This window comes from Methylobacterium segetis, from assembly GCF_004348265.1.
Classification (GTDB): domain Bacteria; phylum Pseudomonadota; class Alphaproteobacteria; order Rhizobiales; family Beijerinckiaceae; genus Methylobacterium; species Methylobacterium segetis.
On the sequence record NZ_SMNT01000179.1, the window covers coordinates 1 to 5956 of the forward strand.

Sequence of the window (5956 nt, forward strand, 5' to 3'; positions counted from 1 at the left end):
ACGGTGATCGCGACCTCGTCGAGCGACGAGAAGCTCGAGCGCCTGCGCGCGCTCGGCGCCGACCACGTCCTCAACTACCGCGCGGATGCGGCATGGGGCGCCAGCGCCAAGCGGCTGACGGGCGGGCGCGGCGTCGACCACGTGCTCGATGTCGGCGGCCCGGGCACCCTGGAACAGGCGATGGAGGCGGTGCGGGTCGGCGGCCACGTCTCGGTGATCGGCATCCTCACGGGCGTCGCGGGCCCCCTGCCGCTCGTGCCGGCCCTCGTTCGGCAGATCCGCCTCCAGGGCGTGCTGGTCGGCAGCCGCCGCCAGCAGACCGACATGATCCGGGCCATCGACGCGAACGGGCTGCGCCCGGTCGTGGACAGCCGCTATCCCCTGGACAGGCTCGTCGACGCCTTCCGCCACCAGGAGAGCAACCGGCATTTCGGCAAGATCTGCATCGAGATCTGACCTCACCTGAGCGCTCCCGTGATCCAGGGATCACGGGAGACGGCCTAGCCGGCGGCCGGTGCCGCGGGCGGGTGCGTCGCGCCGGGCTCGTCGCGGGCGCCGACGAACCGGCCGAGGAGCCGGCCGAGGAGGCGCGAGAGGCTGTCCATCAGCAGGAACACTGCCGGCACGAAGACGAGGGAGAGCAGCGTCGAGACGATGAGCCCCGCGATCACCGCGACCGCCATCGGCGCCCGGAACTCGCCGCCGACGCCGAGCGCCATCGCGGAGGGCACCATGCCGGCGGCCATGGCGATCGTCGTCATCACGATCGGCCGGGCCCGCTTGCGGCCCGCATCGACGATGGCGGTGACCGGGTCGACGCCGCGGGCCATCTCCTCGACGGCGAAGTCGACGAGCATGATCGCGTTCTTGGTCACGAGCCCCATCAGCATCAGGATGCCGATGACGACGGGCATCGAGATCGGCATGTTGAGGAGGAGCAGGCCGAGGATCGCGCCGCCGATCGAGAGCGGCAGCGAGAACAGGATGGTGAGCGGCTGCAGGAACGAGCCGAACAGCAGCACGAGCACGGCGTAGACCATCATGATGCCGGCGCCCATCGCCATCAGGAAGCCGGAGAAGACCTCGCCCATGATCTCGGCATCGCCCGTCTGGCGGATGGTGACGCCCGGCGGCAGGCTCTTCGCGGTCGGGGTGGCGAGCGCCTGGGCGATCAGCGAGCCGAGCGCGTCCGAGCCCTCCATGTTGGCCTCGACCGCGACGCGCACGGCGCGGTCGTAGCGGTCGATCGCGCCCGGTCCCTTGTCGAGCTCGATCTCGGCCACGGCCGCGAGCGGCACCGCCGTCCCGTTCTTGGCCGGCACCTTCAGGTTCTCCAGCCGCGAGACGGCGCCGCGGGCGCTCTCGGGGAGCTGCACCCGGATCGGCACCTGACGGTCCTTGGCGTTGAACTTCGGCAGGTTGAGGCCGATGTCGCCGATCGTGCCGACGCGCACCGTCTCGGCGATGGCGTCGGTCGTCACGCCGAGATCGGCCGCCGCGCCCTCCTTCGGGCGGATGCGCACCTCGGTCCGGTCGAGCGGGGCCGTCGACATCACGGCCACGAGATGCGGGATCGCCGCCATGTCGCGCTGCAGCCGCGCCGCGACCTCTTTGACCTCCGCGGCGTCGGGCCCGCTCACCACGAGGGCGAGGTCGCGCTGCCCGCTGTCGCGCAGGGTCCAGGAGCGGATGTCGGGCTCCTCGGCGAGGAGGGCCGCGATCTCGGTCTCGATCGCCGCCTGCTTCTTCCGGCGCGCGTTCTTCGGCACGAGGTTCACGGTCAGCGTCGCGAGCCGCGTCTCCTTCTTGCCCCCGGCTTGGCGCCCGCCATCGACGAAGACCGAGGTCACCTCGGGCAGCGCGCGGATGCGGGCGACCACGCGGTCGGACACCGCGACGGTGTCGGCGAGCTTCGCGCCCGGCGCCAGCTCGACCATGAACAGGGTGCGGGCATTGTCCTGCTTCGGCAGGAAGCCGGAGGGCAGCAGCGCCGTCGAGGCGAGCGAGGCGGCAAACAGCGCGAGGCCGACGATCAGAGTGACGATCCGGTGACGCACCGACCAGCCGACGAGGCGGCCATAGGCGCGCATCACGACGCCCTCGCGCTCCTCTTCATGGCCGTGGTCGCGCAGGAAATAGGCGGCGAGCATGGGCGTGATCAGGCGCGCGACGAGGAGCGACATGAACACCGAGACCGCGATGGTCAGCCCGAACTGGATGAAGTAGCGGCCCGCGATGCCGCTCATGAAGGAGACGGGCGCGAACACGGCGATCAGGGTCGCGGTGATCGCGATGACGGCGAGCCCGATCTCGTCCGCGCCCTCGATCGCGGCGCGGTAGGGCGATTTGCCGAGCCGGATGTGGCGGACGATGTTCTCGATCTCGACGATGGCGTCGTCGACGAGGATGCCCGTCACCAGCGTGATGGCGAGCAGGCTGATCCCGTTGAGCGTGAAGCCGAGCGCGTCCATCGCCCAGAAGGTCGGAAAGACCGAGAGCGGCAGCGCCAGAGCGGCGATCAGCGTCGCCCGCCAGTCGCGCAGGAACAGCAGCACCACCACGACGGCGAGCGCCGCGCCCTCGATGAGGGTGTGCATGGCCGAATCGTAGCTGCCGATCGTCGCCGAGACCGAGGAATCGATGGTCTCGAAGGCGATGTCGGGGTGGCTCAGGCGGAACTCGGCGATGCGCTTCTCGACGCCCGCCGCGACCTCGGCGTCGCTCGCGCCCGAGCCCCGCGAGACCGCGAAGGCGACCACCGGCTCTCCGTTGAAGCGGGCGAAGGTGCGGGGCTCCTCGATCCCGTCCTCGATCGTGGCGAGGTCGTCGAGGCGGACCTTGCGGCCGCCGGGCAGCACGATCGAGGTGGCCTTGAGGTCGCGCACGCTCCGCGAGGCGGCGAGCGTCCGGATCGACTGCTCGCGCCCGCCCACCTCGCCGCGCCCGCCCGCCATGTCGGCGGAGGTCAGGCGCAATTGCCGGTTCACGTCCGCGGCCGTGATGCCGAGCGCGAGCAGCCGGTCCGGCTGGAGGGTGACCCGCACCTCGCGGGCGACGCCGCCGACGCGCTCGACGCCGCCGACGCCCTTCACGCCCTGCAGGGTGCGGGCGACATTGTCCTCGACGAACCACGACAGCTCGGCCGGCGTCATGGCGGGCGCCGTCACCCCGTAGACGAGGATGGGCAGGCCGGCGATCTCGACGCGCTGGATCACGGGCTCGTCGATGGTGCGCGGCAGGTTGATGCGGATCTTGGAGACCGCGTCCTTGACGTCGTTGACCGCGCGGTCGGTGTTCACCTCGAGCCGGAACTCGACCGTCGTCACCGAGGAGCCCTCGGTGATGCTCGACGTGACGTGCTTGACGCCCCGCACGCCCGCGATCGAATCCTCGACCCATTTCGTGACCTGGGTCTGAAGCTCGGAGGGCGCGGCGCCGCCCTGCGTGATCGTGACCGAGACGATCGGCACGTCGACGTTCGGCATCCGCGTGACCGCGAGCCCCCGGAAGCTCACGAGGCCGAGGACGACCAGCACGAGGAACAGGACGAGGGGCGCGATCGGCTTGCGGATCGCCCAGGCGGAGACGTTCAGGCGCATCGGGGCTACCGGCTCGGGGACAGGGGGTTGGTGAGGCCGTCCGCCCCTCAGGGCAGGCCGGCCTCCGCGGTGTCGCGCGGCGCGGGCGTGCCGGCGAGCGCCGCTGCCGGCGCCGCGACGAGGATGGGGCGCACCCGGTCGCCGTCGCGCAGGAAGCTGCCGGCCCGGGCCACCACGCGCTCGCCCTCGGCGAGGCCGGACCGGATCTCGACGTCGTCGTCGTTGGTCAGGCCGGTGCGGACCTCGCGGGCCTCGACCGCATCGCCCGCGACGACGAGGACGCTGCTGCGCTTCGCGCCGCCATAGAGGATCGCGGCCTGGGGCACGGCGACGCCGCGGGTGCGGGCGAGTTCGACGGCGCCGCGGGCGAAGGTGCCGATGCGCAGGCGCGGGTCGGGATCGAGGCGGACGCGGACCTTGCCGAGGCGGGTGGCCTTGTCGACCTCCGGGTAGACCGCGCGGACGCTGCCCGCGACGCGCTCTCCGTCGCCGATCTCGATCCAGGCCGGCTTGCCCTCGCGGAGCAGCGGCAGCTTCGTCTCGATGACCTCGCCCTCGAGCTCGATCTCGCCCCGGGCGATCATCCGGAACAGGGGCTCGGCGGAGGCCGAGGCGGCGAGCCCGACCCGCGCGCTGCGGCGGCTGACGATGCCCGCCTCCGGCGCGCGGATCTCGGTGCGGGCGAGCCGGAGCTGCAGCTCGTCGCGCACGGCGAGCGCCTGGGCGAGCTCCGCCCTGGCGATGACGAGCCCGTTGCGGGCGAAGGCGAGCTTGCCCTCGGCCTGCCGGAGCGAGGCCGTGCGCCCCTCCATCACCGCAGCGGTGGCGTTTCCGGTCTGCAGGAGCTGCCGGGCGCGGTCATGGGCGAGGCGGGCCTCGAGTTCGGCGGCCTCCGCCTGCTCGATGGTGCTCCGGGCCTGGGGCACGGCGGCGGACGCCTTGTCGACCAGGGCGTTCTGCTGGGCGAGCTGCCGGTCGATCAGGTCGCGCGAGAGGCGCGCCAGCACCTGCCCGCGCTCGACGCGGGCCCCCTCCTCCACCAGCACCTCGGTGACGCGGTAGCCCTCGATCTCGGGCGTGATCAGGATCTCGTCCCGGGGAACCAGGGTGCCGGTGACGATGACCGATTCCACGATCTCGCGGCGGGCCGCCTCGACCACGCTGATCGCGGGCGCCGGGCGCGGCTGGGCGGGACTCTGGGCGCTCGGCCGGGCGGTCTCGGCGAGGACGGGGCATGCGGACAGGCCGAGCGCGAGAAGCGCGGGCCCGGCGTGCCGGAGAATCGGTTTCATCGGTCTGTCTCGTTCCCGTGAGCGGCCGGCAGGCGGCCTTCGAGGCCGGCCTCGATCAGCCCGAGGAGGTGGGCGACGGACGGGGCCGGGTCGTAATCCGGCAGGATCGCCCGCTCGATGATGATGCCCTTCATGAGCGGCCCCATCGCCCCGTAGAGGGCGACCGGGTCGCAGGCCGGCGAGACGGCGAGCGCGGCCAGCGTCTGCGTGAACCAGAGCCGGGCCTCTTCCTCGCTCCGGACGACCATGGCGGCGATGTCGGGATTGCGGGTGGCCTCAGACCAGATCTCGACGCGCAGCACCGCGGTCTCGCGGGTGATCGCCAGGAAGTAGCGCTCGATGATGCCGATGAGCGCGGCGCGCCGGTCGCCCTCCCGCTCCAGCCGCTCGACGAGGGCGCCTCCGCGCGCCCGCTCCCGGTCGGCGAGGCCGAGCACGACCGCCTCCTTCGACTCGAAGTAGCGGTAGATGTTGCCGGGGCTCATGCCCGCCTCGCGGGCGAGGTCCTGCATCGTGCTGCGATGGAAGCCGTTGCGCACGAAGCAGGCCTCGGCCGCATCGAGGATGTGCTCGCGCCGGGCCGCCTGCCCGCCGCGCGCGTCGAGGACGGCGCCGGCCGCCGCGCTCACGACAGCCCCCCGAGCCCGCGGGCGGTCGCGGCGCCCGGCGTCGCGTCCGAGACCGGCAGGGCGCCGCAGGATTGGGATTGCGCCGCTAGCCCGGCGCAGAGCCGCGCCTGCCATCCCCGCGGCCCGGCGCCCGTCCAGCCGATCAGGGCCAGCCAGCCGACGAGCAGGATCGCGACGAGGAGGAGGTTCGCCGGCGAGGAGGCGGCGCGCAGCTGCGCGAGAGCGCGCCCGGCGAGCGGCGCGGGATCCGGCCGGCGACGGCGATCGTGGCGAAGGGTCGGGACGGCGCTGATCATGCGGGCTCCTGTCTCCCAGAAGGAGTAATGAACGTTCATTCTCACGTCAATGAACGTTCATTCTCATCTGGATTGACCTCTTCCGCCGGGTGCTTCACGGCACATCGGACGGACGGCCGGCGGGGTGCGGAGGCGGGCGG

Annotated in this window: 5 protein-coding genes; 1 reads left to right on the forward strand and 4 read right to left on the reverse strand. The window is 72.5% G+C overall.

Going from position 1 to position 5956, the window contains the following annotated elements:
• Window positions 1-456: zinc-dependent alcohol dehydrogenase family protein (locus E1J50_RS25520; protein WP_132257009.1), on the forward strand; the 456-nt coding region annotated here is incomplete at its 5' end.
• 44 nt (window positions 457-500) lie between these two features.
• On the opposite strand, the gene E1J50_RS25525 is transcribed toward E1J50_RS25520, so the two are convergent.
• Genes E1J50_RS25525 through E1J50_RS25540 form a run of 4 tightly spaced genes read right to left on the reverse strand, consistent with a single transcriptional unit; the run spans window position 501 to window position 5816 of the window.
• Entirely contained in the window at window positions 501-3599 is a 3099-nt protein-coding gene (locus E1J50_RS25525; protein WP_132257011.1) for an efflux RND transporter permease subunit, read from the reverse strand.
• Window positions 3600-3646: 47 nt separating this feature from the next.
• The gene (locus E1J50_RS25530; protein ID WP_132257013.1) at window positions 3647-4891 is read right to left on the reverse strand and encodes an efflux RND transporter periplasmic adaptor subunit; all 1245 of its coding nucleotides are present in this window, start codon (window positions 4889-4891) and stop codon (window positions 3647-3649) included.
• The gene (locus tag E1J50_RS25535; protein WP_132257015.1) at window positions 4888-5520 is read right to left on the reverse strand and encodes a TetR/AcrR family transcriptional regulator; all 633 of its coding nucleotides are present in this window, start codon (window positions 5518-5520) and stop codon (window positions 4888-4890) included. Before E1J50_RS25535 ends, E1J50_RS25530 begins: the two co-directional genes overlap by 4 nt.
• Window positions 5517-5816, reverse strand: a complete 300-nt coding sequence (locus E1J50_RS25540) for a hypothetical protein (RefSeq protein ID WP_245516758.1) — start codon at window positions 5814-5816, stop codon at window positions 5517-5519. Before E1J50_RS25540 ends, E1J50_RS25535 begins: the two co-directional genes overlap by 4 nt.
• Window positions 5817-5956: the final 140 nt, after the last annotated feature.

Coding starts and splice junctions, on each gene's coding strand:
- E1J50_RS25525 (WP_132257011.1), bottom strand. CDS start 3,599: ATGCGCCTGAACGTCTCCGCCTGGGCGATCCGCAAGCCGATCGCGCCC.
- E1J50_RS25530 (WP_132257013.1), bottom strand. CDS start 4,891: ATGAAACCGATTCTCCGGCACGCCGGGCCCGCGCTTCTCGCGCTCGGC.
- E1J50_RS25540 (WP_245516758.1), bottom strand. CDS start 5,816: ATGATCAGCGCCGTCCCGACCCTTCGCCACGATCGCCGTCGCCGGCCG.